A 13,907-nucleotide genomic window follows, 5' to 3' on the forward strand; every position below is an offset into this window, starting at 1 on the left:
TTATTAGTAAATCTTCTCTTTCGATCTACCCTTTTTAATTTTTACTTTTTGCTTTTTAATTTATAACGCGATAGCGTTATAAATTGCCTCCACTGAATTCTCCCAGGTATGGGATTGCGCAAAGGCTATTTGCGCAGCACGGCGGGCAGGTTCATCTTCGGCCATGGCCTTTTCTATCAGCGGTACATAATCTTCTTTAGCTGCCGCCAGGTACACATGATCCTTAAACAGCTGCATGGTTTTGGTATCCGTAGCTACGGAAGGTTTGCCCATGGCCAGGTATTCATCAATTTTCAGGGGATAGTTGCCAATGGTAATTTCATTTACCAGCTGCGGGTTAATGCATACATCAAAATGCTGCAGGTACAGCGGCAGGTCCGATAGCGGTTTGCGTCCCAGGAAATGAATATTAGGTTGCTGGTGCAGCGCTGACTGCTGGAACACCTCATCCTCCGGCCCAACCAGTACAATTTGCCACTGGGGGCGGTTACGGCTAATGTATAACAGGATCTCAGGATCCAGGCGCATAGCAGTAAGCGCACCTACATAACCAATAATAGGCGCATCTGTTACCGGTAGGTCTGCCGGCCGCTCGTATACTTTTTGCGGGTCAAATAAGCTCAGATCACAGCCCTGGCCTACATAATAACTGTTGCGGTTATACTGCAGCAGCATATCAGTAAGGTACAGGGAGTTGGCCACCGCCACATCTGCTTTGGCAATATGCAGGGGCTCCAGCTTGGCGCCATGCCGTTTCCAGTAATCCATGGCTATCAGGTAATCCCGGCTGTAATAAATATAGCGGTCAGGCTTTAACAGCTCTTTCAGGTAAAAGCCGCGGAAAATATCGTTATCGTTAAATAAAAGGATGTTCTTGAATCCCAGCTCATTTACAGCCTCCTGAATGCTTTTGGCAAAGCGTCCGTTGTTAATACGGTTAAAAATGGAAAACAGGGGGGTAAAGGGTATGAAATTAGCCGATTCCAGCACCCGGTTGGGGTACAGGTTCCAGAAGTTTTCTCCAATGGGCACAATGCCGCTGGTTTCCCCTTTTACCACTTTCAGGTGAAAGGCTACTTCCGGATCATGTTTTTGCTGCATAATGGTGCGGCGGTCCAGCGGGGAGTTTACATACAGCACCCGGTTATGCCGGGCAAACTGTAACGCAATATTTTTACAATTGCTGCCAATAGGCGTGTACCATTGTTGAAGACCCACAATAACAATGTCCCGGTTCTGAATAAGGGGCATAAGAACGCTATAGTTTGAAATAAGGTACAAAGGTAACGGCTTTCCTCCAAAACAAAAGCCCCGGTAGCTTACCAGGGCTTTTGCCGGTTTGAACCTGTTATTTATCGCTTCAGCAGCACTTTGCCGTTGTATACTGTATGATCTTTGGCAATAACCTGTATAAAGTAAATACCCGCTGTTGTTAAGGAGGATATATTCAGGCCATTACGCTGCAGCACTTCCCGCTGTACTTCCCTTCCATTCACATCTCTGATGACCGCTACACTGCCGGAAAGATCTTTACCGGTAAACCGAACTTCGCCACTGGTGGGGTTGGGGAATAGCTGCAATGCGGGCAATACCGGCTGCTGTTTAACCGCCTGTATTGGTGCGGCGCTGCGCGCGGCCGGCGGTGTTGTATTGCGGCTTACTATTACTACTACCTGTTTGCGAAGGCTAATGCAGCCCTGCTGCTCAGCACCGGCATAAAAGTATAGCGTGCCGGCTGTAAGCACGGTAAAGGGGTAGCTGTTGCCGGTATAAACCGCAGTGGTAGCCGTATCGGAACGGTACCAGTGTATCACTGCGCTGTCTGCCGCAGTAGCCGTAAGCGTTACATTGGCAAAACGGTAGGCATACACGGTGTCCGGCACGCCCATTACTGGCGCCGGCGGCCGGGGAGTGGTGGTCACTGTTACGGCTACCCGTTGCGGAAATTCGCATTGCGCCTGCGAGGCAGCATAATAGGTAGCACTACTGTCGGCCTGCAGTGTAAAATAATCGCCGGTATATAACAGGTTTCCGCCGGAGGGTGCATCGTACCAGTTAATAGCGGTTACCTGCGGGTCGGCCGAAAATGCATGCAGCGTAATGGTGCTGCCCTGGCAGGTGCTCAGCAGGCTGTCTGTTACAACAGGCGGCAGCAGGCCGGGTTGGCGGTATGCATAAAAGATGCGCAGGTTGTTTAATGAGCCGGATCCCTGCCGGGTAAGCGTAACGCGTACGCGGTCAAAAGTTTGTTGGGGCTTCAGCAGGATCTCTGCCTGCCCATAACCCTGCAGCTGCCGCAGCACGCTGTTGTCCACTGTAAGCGCATCATTATTGGCCGTATTGCCGTTATACGTTTGCACAGTAACGCTGGCATACGGATTGTCAACCGGGCTGCCGCTGGTGCCAATGCCTATCACCAGTGAATCACAGCCGTTGCTGGCCGATGGAAAGATGAGGGTCTGGTACATCGTTACAGTGCCCAGCCCTGTGCCCATGTTAAGCTGTGCATAATCATTCAGGTTACTGTTGCTCACCGCATTATTGGGGTTGCTGACACTACATGAAAAACACAAGCCGGTAATGCCGTTGGTCTGGCTGCTGGCATACACCTGTTGTGCATAGGTACGCGGGAATAGCAGAAATAACAACGCCGCCATGATCCACGTCATTCGTTGGGAGGGGTAAAGTTGCATAGTCATAGATTGGATTTAAGGTATTATGAGGGTTTAATGTGTCAAATAGGGATTGTATTAAGGGTTATTGGAGTCTTTTGGGTATATTTATTGAGAGCTAAAAGTAACAAATTATTTTGTGATACACCCAAATTTACGGTCATGACAGAAACAATAGACATACGGTTGTTAACGGCAGAAGATTATTTTGACCTGAAAGAATCCATGGTATCCGCCTACCCGGACATGGCAGGCAGCTACTGGCGGGAACCTACCATCAGCCGGCTTATCAGCCTGTTCCCCGAAGGGCAGATAGCAATTACCGTAAATAATAAGGTGGTAGGCTGCGCATTATCTATTATTGTGAACTATGGTAAGTTTGGCGATGAGCATACCTATGAACAGATCACTGGTTATTATACCTTTAACACACATGATCCAAAAGGGGATATCCTGTATGGCATAGAAATATTTGTGCATCCCGACTACCGGGGCAAACGCCTGGCGCGCCGCCTGTACGATGCACGTAAAACATTATGCGAAAGACTGAACCTGCGCGGTATTGTGGCCGGGGGCCGCATTCCCAATTATGAAAAGTATGCAGATGAAATGTCGCCGCGTGAATACATTGAAAAGGTGCAGGACAAAGAGCTGTACGATCCTACGCTAACCTTCCAGTTCTCCAACGATTTTCTGGTAAAGAAAATACTGCGCAACTACCTGCCGCATGACGAATCATCCAAAGGATTTGCCACCCTGCTGCAATGGTATAATATCTATTATGAGAAGGATGCCGATACAGTGCGTTATAACAAATCCACCGTGCGTATTGGCCTGGTGCAATGGCAAATGCGCGATTACCGCAACCTGGACGGCTTCCTGGAGCAGGTGGAATATTTTATTGATGCGGTGAGCGATTACGGATCCGACTTTGTAGTATTCCCGGAGCTGTTCAATGCCCCGCTCATGGCGGAGTTTAACCAGCTGGACCCTGCCGGCGCCATACGCGGCGTAGCCCGTTACACGGAGCAGATCCGCGATGAATTTGTACGCCATGCAGTGTCCTACAACGTAAACATTATTGGCGGCAGCATGCCCATTGTAATAGATGAGCAGCTGTATAATATTTGTTACCTGTGCCGCCGCGATGGTACCTACGACCATTACATTAAAATACACCCCACACCCAGCGAAGTATTTGCCTGGGGCGTAAAAGGCGGGCAGGAGCTAAAGGTCTTTGATACAGATTGCGGTAAAATAGGTATACAGATCTGTTATGATGTAGAGTTCCCCGAACCCAGCCGTATATTATCAGAACAGGGCATGCAGATCTTATTTGTACCCTTCCTCACAGATACGCAGCATGCGTATAACCGTGTACGTTTCTGCGCCCAGGCGCGTGCCGTGGAAATGGAATGTTATGTAGCCATTGCCGGCTGCGTAGGTAACCTGCCTAAAGTAAATAATATGGACCTGCAATATGCGCAAAGCGCGGTGTTCACCCCCTCTGACTTTGCATTTCCCGTAACCGGTATAAAGGCCGATGCCACGCCCAATACGGAAATGATCGTGGTGGCGGATGTAGACCTGGTACTGCTGAAAGAGCTGAATGCATTTGGCAGCGTGCATACGAAAAAAGATATGCGAAAGGATTTGTACGAAGTAAAATGGAAGAAGTAGCTGGGAATCATATAGCGTGAGAGCTTTCTGCTTTCTGCTTTCCGCTATATAAAACTATGAATTTAGACGATCATTGATTATTTTGCAAGAAGCATATAAAGGAAACTTTGCATAAAACTTACACATGCATTCTCACAAGATTAATTTAGCATTACAGATCATTCCGCAGGTGGCCAGCGAAAAAGTATACGCCGTAGTAGACGAAGCCATTGCAGTGATACAGGCCTCCGGTGTGCCTTACCGCGTATGCCCCTTTGAAACCGTGATGGAAGGCCCGTATGACCAGCTGATGGATATTGCGCGCAGAGCGCAGGAAGTGTGTTTTAAAGCAGGCGCCTCGCAGCTGCTGGTGTATATTAAAATGCAGATCCGTAAGGATGAAGATGTAACCATGGAAGAAAAAGTAGGTAAATACGATTTACTGTAACATAGCATAGAGAGTAAGAATAACCAAAATTGCAGAAGGAGGAAAACCATACGCATAAATATATGTAACACATATTCGTTCATGAGCCTTTAACCGTAGCTCATGGGCTAACTGATCTATTAAATCATTTTACGTCAACCAATTCTAAACCGCGCAACATGAAAAAAATCTTCGCGTGCATCATGCTGTGCTGTTGCTTGCTGCCTGTTTTGCTAAAGGCACAAAACCCGGTAATACGCGGTAGCGTAACAGCATCAGACGGAGGCCAGCCCCTCCCCGGAGTAACCATCCAGGTAAAAGGCGGCACCACTGGCGCCACCACCGGGCCAGACGGAAGCTTCAGCCTCACTGTTCCCAACACGAACGCCACACTGGTGTTCAGCTTTGTAGGTTATTTAAAACAGGAAGTGCCGTTAAATGGCCAATCCAGCGTGCAGGTAGTGCTGCAGGCCGACACCCGTAACCTGGAGCAGGTGGTGGTAACGGCCCTGGGTATTAAAAGAGAAAAACGTGCGCTGGGTTATGCCGTGCAGGATGTAGGCGGGGCAGAACTCGCCACCTCCAAACAAACGAATGTGGTGAATGCCTTGCAGGGTAAAGTAGCCGGCGTACAGATCTCCAGCACAGGCGGTGCGCCGGGCCAGGGTTCCAGGATCATTATCCGGGGCATTAACTCACTGGACCCTAGCAAATCCAACCAGCCTATATTTATTATAGATGGTATTCCTATGGACAATGATACCTACACATCTGAGGGCGTGGATGATACCCGTGGCATGAGCAACCGTGCAGCAGATATCAACCCGGATGATGTGGAAAGCATTTCCATTTTACGCGGCGGCGCTGCTACAGCCTTATATGGTTTGCGTGCCGCGAACGGCGCGGTGGTTATCACCACCAAATCCGGCAGGGCAGGGCGCTTAACAGTAAGCCTTACCTCCACTTACGGCATTGAGAATGTGAATAAAACGCCAGACGTACAAACCCGTTTCTCGCAAGGTTATAAGGGGGTATATGACCCCACCAGCTTCTGGCCTTCCTGGGGGCCCACGGTAGAACAGGCCAAACAGCTGGATCCTACACATCCGGCAGAATTGTTCAATAATTATAAACAGGCCTATCGTACAGGCAAGCAGGTACGAAATACACTGAACGTGAGCGGTGGTACGGAAAAAGCAGTATTTGCCGCATCTTTCTCCCAGCTAAACCAGGATGGAGTAATACCTTTCAGTGATTACAAGAATTACTCCGCCAAATTAAATGGTGAGCTGCGCTTCAGTGAAAAATTCAAGATGGGCGCATCCATGAATTATATTAATTCCGGTGGTAACCGCGTGAATGCAGACCGCTATGGTGAGCAGCTGATCTACTGGTCGCCGCGCTGGGATGTAGCCAACTACATTAAACCGGATGGCACACAACAAACCTATAGCGCCGGTACTGATAACCCAATGTACACCCTGTATCACAACCGCTTTGTGGACAATGTGAACCGGGTTATTGGCAATGTGAACGCTACTTATTCTCCGTTCAAATGGCTTGACCTGATGTACCGCGTTGGTACCGACTTTTATACGGATAGCAGGAGCTTTACGGCCGCAGGTCCTAAAGGCTTGACAGATGAAGTGCCTAATGGAGATGCAGGCCCCGGTTTTGTTCATGAATACCAAATCAACAAACGTACGCTTAATAGCACCTTCATTGCAAATTTTAAAAATAACATTACATCACGTTTATCATCAGACTTAAAAGTAGGACATGACCTATATGAGTATAAGCTTAAACGTGTATCAACCGAAGGAGATACCCTGGATATTCCGGACCTGCTGGTAATGCAGAATGCGAAACGGGTGGTTGGCAGAACATATGATGAGAAGTACCGCATCATAGGTGTGTTTGCTGACTGGACATTGAACTGGGATAGCTATCTGTATCTTACGCTTACCGGCCGTGAAGATTTTTCATCCACGCTTGCTGAAGAACGCAACCACTTTTTCTATCCCTCCGTGAGCGCAGGTTATATATTTACCGATCACCTGAAGATACCGGACAACATTCTCAGTTATGGTAAGGTACGCGCCTCCTGGGCGCAGATAGGAAAGGACCCTCTTCCGTACAAGCTTACTTCCGGCTATGAGACGCTTGCAGATGGCCCTATCGACAACAGCGTTATTGGCTGGACAAGGGCTGATACCAAAACCGATCCGAACCTGAAACCGGAATTCACCAACACCTTTGAGGCGGGTACGGAGTTAAAGTTCCTGAAAAACCGTATAGGTATTGACTTTACCTGGTATACTTCCAAAAGCACAAACCTTTTGATGAGCATTCCCATTCCTTCAAGCTCAGGTTATGAGACCTTCTATACCAATGCGGGCTCTATCCGCAACAGGGGCGTAGAAATATCATTGAATGGTACACCAGTAAAAAGCAAAGATTTTAACTGGGATGTGCGGGTCAATTTCTCCGCCAACCGTAATAAGGTAATGGCTCTAAAAGACGGCGTAAATGAAATTGTGGTGGGTTCCCAATTCGGTTACGCCAGCTCCACCGCCACTATGAAGTATATTGTCGGTTACCCGGTAGGCGCCATCTTTGGCAGAAGCTATGCCCGGTATTACGGCGATGCCACAGAAGATCCTTTACTGATCGATAAAAGCCGGCCTATCCTGATCCAGAGCAGCGGTTCTGCGGCAGGGTTCCCGGTTATCAATACTAATCAGAAATACCTGGGCAATTCACAACCCAAATGGATCGGCAGCATTTCCAACTCATTTACTTATAAAGCCTTCAGCTTTTCCTTTTTGTTTGATGTAAGACAAGGCATACAGAAGTATAACCAGTTTGCGAACTTCCTGGCAGCCTTTGGCGCCTCCAAAATGACGGAAAACCGTGATCAGACGAAGACCTTTGATGGTGTGTTCTCCGACGGAAAGCCTAATAATATACCCGTGTACCTGGGACAGGCAAAAGGCCCGGACGGGAAAGATTATGGGGACGGTTACTACCGCCGCATATACAGGGGTGTAACAGAGGCGTTCATAGAAGATGCTTCGTGGGTACGTTTACGTAATGTAAGCCTTTCTTACCAGCTGCCTTCTAAACTGCTTTCCAGAACGCATTTCATTAGCAGCGCCAATATTACCCTCACCGGTAATAACCTGTGGCTGCATACTAAATTCACTGGTTTTGATCCGGAATCCAGCTCCTTTAATGCCAGCAGCAATGCCGATGCATTTGCAGGGTTCACCTATCCGGCCGTACGGAGTTTCTTAGCCAGTATTAATGTTACCTTTTAAAGCGCTGCATTATGAAAAGATTGATCATAGCCGTTACCTGCTGCAGCCTGTTTATTATGACAGGATGTAAGAAGTACCTGGATGTAAACAAAAATCCAAACATATCGGAAACTGCGCCCCTCAATGGTTTGCTGGGCAGCACTACCTATAATACCGCTTACACGGTATACCGTACAGGCGATTTCACTTCTTATTTTGTGCAATACCTGGCCTCTCCCAACACGGCCAGCAGCACAGATACGTATGATGATGTAGATTACAGCGGCACCTGGGAAGCCACCTATAACACCATGGCCGATCTGTATGATCTTATTAAACAGGCCGATTCCGTAGGTGCATATGGGCATGCCGGCGCTGCTAAAATTATGATGGCGCTGAACCTCAGCATTATGAACTCTCTTTTTGGATCAGTACCGTATTCGGAAGCACTGAGCGGAGATTTTATTCAGCCGCATTATGATGCTGATAAAGCAGTATATCAATCCTGCCTGTCGCTGATAGATGCCGGCCTGGCGGATCTGAATAAGACCGATCCGAAGATACTACTGGATGCTACCCGCGATCTGCTGCACCATGGCGATACTGCTGCCTGGAGAAGGACCGGGTATGCGCTGAAAGCGCGCCTGCTGAACCGCATCACTAAAACCGCTGATTATGATCCGGCAGCAGTGCTGGCAGCCCTGGGCAGCGCATACACCGGCAATAATGATGATGCACAGCTTACACAATTCCAGGCGCGCAGCCCCTGGAACCAGGCTGCTTATAACAATACGCAGGCTTTGCTGGATGGATGGCTCAGCACACATTACGTAGCTGCCATGAACGATAGCACCTTCGGCGTATTTGACCCGCGCCTGCCACTGATCACAGACACCACCCGCTATGGCGACTACCGTGGTACGATTAACGGCAAGGGCAGGGTAGGTACCGGTACCACTAAAGATGAAAGCTATCTTTCCGTGAATGGTTTTTATTCAAAAGGTGGTGCGCCGCTGTTGCTGATCACCTATGCGGAATGTAAGTTCATTGCAGCAGAAGCCTACTTCCGCTCAGGCAATAAGCCTGCCGCCTATGCTGCTTACCAGGATGGCATCAGGGCTAATATGGATAAAGTAGGCGTTAGCGCTGCTAACCGCGATAGTTATGTAAATAATGCCGCTGTAAGCGTAGGCGCCGCCAACATTACGCTTGACCTCATCATGAAGGAAAAATACGTAGCCATGTTCCTGAACCCGGAAGCATGGGTAGATGCAAGAAGGTTTGATTATAAGTATAAGGATTTTCACCTGCCGGAGAATGCCGTGTTAAACACCTTCATCCGCCGGGTAGCTTATCCTACTATTGAAACCAGCCGTAATGCAGCTAATGTACCGCCTGTAGGGGCGTTGTCTGATAAGTTGTGGTGGGATCAATAGTAATTACGAATTGTCAATTACGAATTACGAATGGATTGAAGCGGATGTAATTGCATTAAGTTCTGATAAAAAAGGTAAAAGGTCCTGCATCTTTAAGACACAGGACCTTTTCTATTGCACAACTTAATTCGTAATTCGTAATTGAATAATTCGTAATTAAAACTATCCGGCTAATCTTCCAAACACCAAATACGCCACCACCAGCGTAAAAAAAATATTAAACAGCTGCGCAATAATAAACGCCATAGCGGGGCGGCCGTTCTCCATCTTAAAAATATCAGTGAACTTGGTTTCCAGGCCTATACAGGTAAAGGCCAGTGCAAACCAGTATGTTTGCAGCTCTTTCAGCGATCCTTTGGCTGCGGTCACTACATCCCGCGGCAGCACAAAGGAAAATAACAGGGACGCCAGTACGAAGCCCAGCACAAATTTGGGAAAACGTTCCCAGATGGTTTTCAGTCCCGGTTTTTTATCGGCGCTCACCTCTTTTTTGGTAACAGTCCAGTATACGGAAATAAGGAAAGCAGCAAGACCTAACAGCACGTTCTGCGAGAACTTCACCAGGGTAGCGTATTTCAGCGCTTCTTCGCCCAGCAGCGTACCTGCTGCTACCACTGCGCCGGAAGTATCAATAGTGCCCCCCAGCCAGGCCCCGGCCACTGCCGGCGACATACCTGCCCAAATAGCAATGTAGGGCATGATCAGCATCATGGGAATGGCTACGATCAACACCAGCGATATTACATGCGATAATTTACGGTTATCGCCTTCAATAGCGCCTGAAGTAGCAATAGCGGCCGATACCCCGCAAATGGATACTGCGCTGGAGATCATCATCCTGAATTCATCATCCAGCCCCAGCTTTTTACAGATCCAGAAAGAGAAATACCATACCGTAAACACTACCACTACAGATTGCAGGATGCCCAGCCCGCCGGCATTAATAATATCCTGGAACAGCACATTGGCGCCCAGCAATATCAAACCAATTTTGATGAACAGCTCCGTTTGTATAGCTGGTTTCAGCCAGGCAGGCACGCCCAGCACGTTATTAATGAAAAGGCCCAGCAACAGGCTGAATAACACCACTTCAATACCGAAGTCCTTAATGACTTTGTTGCTGGTAATAAGCTGTGCCACTAGGGTAATAAGCACAATACCCAGCAGGCTTACTGCCAGCTTTACGGGTTGAATATCTTTGGCCAGCAGGCGCGCCAGCAGCAGGCTGCCTAAAGCCCACAGGAACAGGATCCCGGTTTGGCGTAACAGGTCCGGGCTGCTAAGCTGTGCCCATAAGCCGCCGCCCGTATTCCAGGCTCCAAATTTTGGTAACGCCGGTTTAAGGCCGCTACATACCAGTGCAATAGTTAGAAAAGCAATAATAACGGCTATCCAGTCTTCGTGGAGAGACTTCTTCATAGTCATGAAAAGGTTTTGATATGAGATAGCGCATGGTGGGTGCGGACGCGCAAAATACAAATTCAATTACGAATTATCAATTACGAATTACGAATTGGGTAGTTCGTATCGTGAACTCATCAAAATAATGATTAGTATAGTGCCTCATTCAATACCATTATAATTTCTAAATGCGCGCTACAATAATCATCTCAGTACCTAATTCGTAATTCGTAATTCGTAATTAATGAAAAAAGAGATATCCCAATATAATGGCCGCCACTACTCCTACGAAATCTGCAATCAGGCCGCAGGTAAGGGCATAACGGGTGTTCTTGATATTTACAGAGCCAAAGTATACGGCCAGTATGTAAAAGGTAGTTTCGGTAGAGCCCTGCATAATACAGGCCAGGCGGCCCGCAAAGGAATCGGCGCCGTAATGCTGCATGGTATCTACCATTAACCCGCGGGCAGCGCCGCCGCTCAGGGTTTTCATAAGGCCTACCGGTAACGCCGGTACGAAGTCGGTATTAAAACCCATCCAGGCAAACACGCTGCCAATGCCATTCACTATGTAATCCATACAGCCGGTGCTGCGGAAAGCGCTGATAGCTACCAGGATGGCCACCAGGTAAGGGATAATGGATACTACGGTAGAAAATCCGTCCTTGGCGCCGTCAATAAACACTTCGTACACATTGATCTTTTTTGCGAAGCCCAGCACCAGGAAGGAGATAACGATGGAAAAGATCACCAGCCCGCCCAGCATACCCGTATAAGCGGCTACTTCGGCAGGTGGCATATTGTGCAGCCAGGCGTACAGGCCCCACATCAGGAGGCCAAAACCGCCTAAGAACACCAGCATGGGCAGGTTAAAAAGGTTAATGCGCTGGTACAGCGCCACGGCTATAATACCGCTGATGAAGGAAATAAAGGTGCCGATCACCGTAGGAATAAAAATATCTGCCGGGTTGGCCGCTCCATTGGCTAAGCGCATGGCCATTACAGAGGTAGGGATAATGGTCATACCGGCTGTATTCAGCACCAGGAACATGATCTGGGCATTGGTAGCAGTATCCGGGGTAGGGTTCACCTCCTGCAGCTCTTTCATGGCTTTCAGGCCTACCGGCGTAGCAGCATTATCCAGCCCCAGCATGTTGGCAGAAAAGTTCATCACAATAGAGCCCATGGCCGGGTGTTTGCGCGGCACCTGCGGAAACAGGCGGGAGAACAGCGGATCTACCGCCCGCGCAAAAATGCCGATCATGCCGGCCTTTTCGCCTATGCGCATTATGCCCATCCAGAAGGTCATGATACCGGCCAGGCCCAGGGATATTTCCGCGCCGGTTTTAGCGCTGTCAAACATACCGGTCATCAGGGTAGAGAATACAGTGGTATCATGCAGGAAGATCAGGCGGATCAGCGCCACTATGAACGCGATCACAAAAAAAGCGATCCAGATGTAGTTTAATGCCATAGTTGTTGTTTAATCCACGGTCCATGGTCATAGTCCATGGCTGTTCTGCGTACGGTTTATATTGCGCTTAAATGCTATAGGCAATGATCTGTAGATCAAAGTCCATCTGCCAAATCTAAATGCTAAAATTGTAAATTAAAAATGATATGTGTAAAAAGTCCATGGTCGATGGTCCATAGTCCATAGCATACTTCGGTTAGGCCATAGTCACGGTTCACGGTCTATAGCAAGTGTGTGGAAGCATCTATGCCGCCATTTCCCGTAAATCTACCTCCACGCAGTAGGCAATGGACCATCGACCATGGACCATGGACTCTTCAAACCAGCCACCCGCAAGGTTCTATGGACTATGGACTATGGACCATCGACTATTCAACTATTTCCCCTATCTTTGCGGGCAAATTTTTAAAGAATGGCGTTGCAAGCAGGAATAGTAGGATTGCCGAACGTAGGAAAATCAACTTTATTTAACGCAGTTAGTAACAGCGCCAAAGCACAGGCCAGCAACTACCGGTTCTGCACCATTGAGCCGAACGTAGGCCTGGTGGACGTGCCGGATGCCCGCCTGTACAAGCTGGAAGAGCTGGTAAAACCTAACCGCGTAGTGCCCACTACCATCGAATTTGTGGACATTGCCGGCCTGGTAAAAGGCGCCAGCAAAGGAGAGGGGCTGGGTAACAAGTTCCTGGCAAATATCCGCGAGGTAGATGCCATCGTACACGTGATCCGCTGCTTTGAAGACGATAATATATTAAGGGAAGAAGGTCCCATTAACCCGGTAAGCGATAAAGAGATCATTGATACCGAGCTGCAGCTGAAGGACCTGGAAACTGTGGAAAAGAAGATTGCCCGTACGGAAAAGATGGCCAAAACCGGCGGCGATCCCAAAGCCAAAAAGGAATACGAAACCCTGAAACAGTGCCAGGAATGCCTGGAACAGGGCAAAAACATCCGCTCCCTGGGATTAAGCAAGGAAGACCGCAGCGCTATCGCCGATCTGTTCCTGTTAACGGAAAAGCCGGTATTATACGTAGCCAATGTGGATGAAGCCTCCCTGCATACCGGCAACAAATTCTCCAAAGCCCTGGAAGAATCCGTAAAGGGCGAAAACGCACAGGTAATTGTTATGAACAATTCTATTGAAGCACAGATCTCCGAAATGGAAGATCCGGCGGATAAAGAGCTGTTCCTGTCAGAATACAACCTCACAGAGCCCGGCCTGAACCGCCTGATCCGCTCTGCCTACAAGCTCCTGAACCTGATCACGTATTTTACGGCAGGGGTACAGGAAGTACGCGCCTGGACCATCCACGAAGGCTGGAAAGCGCCGCAGGCCGCCAGCGTGATCCACACTGATTTTGAAAAAGGCTTTATTAAAGCAGAGGTGATCGCCTACGATGATTACGTGAAGTATGGCTCAGAAACCGCTGCCCGCGATAACGGCCGCCTGCGTATTGAGGGTAAGGAATACCTGGTAAAGGATGGTGATGTGATGCACTTCAGATTTAACGTATAGTATAAAGATATCCCAACTCGGTT

Annotated in this window: 9 protein-coding genes; 5 read left to right on the plus strand and 4 right to left on the minus strand. The window is 48.5% G+C overall.

Annotated elements, in window-relative coordinates:
* Positions 1-60 precede the first annotated feature (60 nt).
* Together BMZ54_RS32025 and BMZ54_RS32030 are read right to left on the minus strand one after the other, a co-directional pair.
* Positions 61-1,251, minus strand: coding sequence for a glycosyltransferase (locus tag BMZ54_RS32025; RefSeq protein WP_089921259.1), 1,191 nt, complete (start codon positions 1,249-1,251; stop codon positions 61-63).
* 101 nt (positions 1,252-1,352) lie between these two features.
* The gene (locus BMZ54_RS32030; protein ID WP_089921261.1) at positions 1,353-2,699 is read right to left on the minus strand and encodes an Ig-like domain-containing protein; all 1,347 of its coding nucleotides are present in this window, start codon (positions 2,697-2,699) and stop codon (positions 1,353-1,355) included.
* 135 nt (positions 2,700-2,834) lie between these two features.
* Between BMZ54_RS32030 and BMZ54_RS32035 the strand changes: the two genes are divergently transcribed.
* The 4 genes from BMZ54_RS32035 to BMZ54_RS32050 all read left to right on the plus strand — a co-directional run bounded on the left by BMZ54_RS32035 (position 2,835) and on the right by BMZ54_RS32050 (position 9,493).
* Complete coding sequence (locus BMZ54_RS32035) at positions 2,835-4,352, plus strand: GNAT family N-acetyltransferase (protein WP_089921263.1); 1,518 nt, start codon at positions 2,835-2,837, stop codon at positions 4,350-4,352.
* A 124-nt stretch (positions 4,353-4,476) separates the two neighbouring features.
* Complete coding sequence (locus BMZ54_RS32040; RefSeq protein WP_089921264.1) at positions 4,477-4,779, plus strand: thiamine-binding protein; 303 nt, start codon at positions 4,477-4,479, stop codon at positions 4,777-4,779.
* Between the two features lie 158 nt (positions 4,780-4,937).
* Entirely contained in the window at positions 4,938-8,078 is a 3,141-nt protein-coding gene (locus tag BMZ54_RS32045) for a SusC/RagA family TonB-linked outer membrane protein (protein ID WP_089921266.1), read from the plus strand.
* A gap of 11 nt (positions 8,079-8,089) precedes the next feature.
* Positions 8,090-9,493, plus strand: a complete 1,404-nt coding sequence (locus BMZ54_RS32050) for a SusD/RagB family nutrient-binding outer membrane lipoprotein (protein WP_089921268.1) — start codon at positions 8,090-8,092, stop codon at positions 9,491-9,493.
* A gap of 162 nt (positions 9,494-9,655) precedes the next feature.
* Here the strand turns inward: BMZ54_RS32050 and BMZ54_RS32055 are convergent, their stop codons facing one another.
* The gene (locus BMZ54_RS32055; RefSeq protein ID WP_202909418.1) at positions 9,656-10,912 is read right to left on the minus strand and encodes a YeiH family protein; all 1,257 of its coding nucleotides are present in this window, start codon (positions 10,910-10,912) and stop codon (positions 9,656-9,658) included.
* 223 nt (positions 10,913-11,135) lie between these two features.
* Entirely contained in the window at positions 11,136-12,368 is a 1,233-nt protein-coding gene (locus BMZ54_RS32060; RefSeq protein WP_089921271.1) for a nucleoside recognition domain-containing protein, read from the minus strand.
* Between the two features lie 412 nt (positions 12,369-12,780).
* Between BMZ54_RS32060 and ychF the strand changes: the two genes are divergently transcribed.
* Entirely contained in the window at positions 12,781-13,884 is a 1,104-nt protein-coding gene (gene ychF / locus BMZ54_RS32065; protein ID WP_089921273.1) for a redox-regulated ATPase YchF, read from the plus strand.
* Positions 13,885-13,907: the final 23 nt, after the last annotated feature.

Source organism: Chitinophaga rupis (assembly GCF_900109685.1).
In the GTDB taxonomy this organism is placed as follows: domain Bacteria; phylum Bacteroidota; class Bacteroidia; order Chitinophagales; family Chitinophagaceae; genus Chitinophaga; species Chitinophaga rupis.

Excerpts from the sequence above, each read along its gene's own strand:
- BMZ54_RS32055 (WP_202909418.1), bottom strand. The coding sequence starts at position 10,912 with ATGAAGAAGTCTCTCCACGAAGACTGGATAGCCGTTATTATTGCTTTT.
- BMZ54_RS32050 (WP_089921268.1), top strand. The coding sequence starts at position 8,090 with ATGAAAAGATTGATCATAGCCGTTACCTGCTGCAGCCTGTTTATTATG.
- BMZ54_RS32035 (WP_089921263.1), top strand. The coding sequence starts at position 2,835 with ATGACAGAAACAATAGACATACGGTTGTTAACGGCAGAAGATTATTTT.
- ychF (WP_089921273.1), top strand. The coding sequence starts at position 12,781 with ATGGCGTTGCAAGCAGGAATAGTAGGATTGCCGAACGTAGGAAAATCA.
- BMZ54_RS32060 (WP_089921271.1), bottom strand. The coding sequence starts at position 12,368 with ATGGCATTAAACTACATCTGGATCGCTTTTTTTGTGATCGCGTTCATA.
- BMZ54_RS32045 (WP_089921266.1), top strand. The coding sequence starts at position 4,938 with ATGAAAAAAATCTTCGCGTGCATCATGCTGTGCTGTTGCTTGCTGCCT.
- BMZ54_RS32040 (WP_089921264.1), top strand. The coding sequence starts at position 4,477 with ATGCATTCTCACAAGATTAATTTAGCATTACAGATCATTCCGCAGGTG.
- BMZ54_RS32025 (WP_089921259.1), bottom strand. The coding sequence starts at position 1,251 with ATGCCCCTTATTCAGAACCGGGACATTGTTATTGTGGGTCTTCAACAA.
- BMZ54_RS32030 (WP_089921261.1), bottom strand. The coding sequence starts at position 2,699 with ATGACTATGCAACTTTACCCCTCCCAACGAATGACGTGGATCATGGCG.